The organism is Cupriavidus sp. GW822-FHT03E04 (genome assembly GCF_058801495.1).
The window spans coordinates 1-1,029 of record NZ_JBXANI010000077.1; the positions used below are offsets into that span (position 1 = coordinate 1).

At 63.5% G+C, this 1,029-nt stretch carries 2 protein-coding genes; both read right to left on the reverse strand.

Going from position 1 to position 1,029, the window contains the following annotated elements; translation table 11 throughout:
* Window positions 1-807 (reverse strand): MobH family relaxase (mobH, locus tag AC1RQC_RS40340; RefSeq protein WP_492886871.1); only part of this gene is annotated, 807 nt, incomplete at its 3' end.
* Window positions 804-1,029: hypothetical protein (locus tag AC1RQC_RS40345; protein WP_492886873.1), on the reverse strand; the 226-nt coding region annotated here is incomplete at its 5' end. The genes AC1RQC_RS40345 and mobH, both read right to left, overlap by 4 nt.

Below are 1,029 nucleotides of genomic sequence, written 5' to 3' on the forward strand. Positions count from 1 at the left end.
GGACTCTCGGTCGGCCTTGGTCACGATCTCGGCAATCAGGCTCTTCTCGTCGTGCTCGTCTCCCAGATAGGCCATCAGCTCCTGCAGCAGAACGGGATCGGACGATAGCCACTGCAACGTAGGCTGCGGGATCAGGCGCTGGGCCAGAATGACGGGTAGCTTCTGATGCCGGGTGTAGTCCCGATCGGCCTGGAAGGTCACTCGGTACGTCCGGGCACCGCCTTCGGCCAGGGAGCCTGATAGCGGATGCCAGGGCCAGCTTCGATGTCCGGCGCGCGCCGTGATCTGCAGATCGGCCATCGGCTTGCCTATATCGTGGAGCAGCGCGCCCACGAAGACACCGTAGGTCCACAGATGTTGCAGCTTGTGGATATCCTCGGGCGGTACGCCGCGCGGTAAGGTGTAGCTGGTCCGGATGCCCAGGGCATGATTCAGGACCTCGAACAGGTGGATCAGCAGCCCGCCTGGCTGCGCATGGTGGTGACTCTCTGACGCCGGCAGCATTTGGCATAGATCCGCGACAGCGTGCAGAAGCGGGGCGCAGTCTCGCGCAAAGCTGGCGGCGGTGAAGCCTGAGCGCTGGCGAATGGACTCCCAAAGGCCCTGCAGTTGCAGGCCGCCGATCAGTTGTTCTGCCGTGTGGACCTGGATGTCGCTTCCGGTCGGAGGCAGCAACTGCCCGCCAGGCAGTGATGGCGTGTCCGGAGCAGTGCTATCGGGCTGGCGCCGTGCTAGCAATACCAAGGCGCAGCCGCCGATGACGGCGAGGATGCCGCCGGCGCCAATGCTGTGCCAGATCCAGTTCATTGGGCTTGGGATTGCTGCGTCAGCAGCCAGTGGGCGGTAACGTCTGGCACGGGATGCTCGATATCCAACTGGTACACGACCGGGTCAGCGTCTCGAACGAAATCGGCAAAGGGCTGTTCGACGAAGGACCAGAGTGTGTGAGAGGCAGCATGGCGCACGCGCCATGTCAGGAAGTCGGCCCGCGAGAGGCATTGCGCCAACTCGGTGTCCGAGATGGAATCA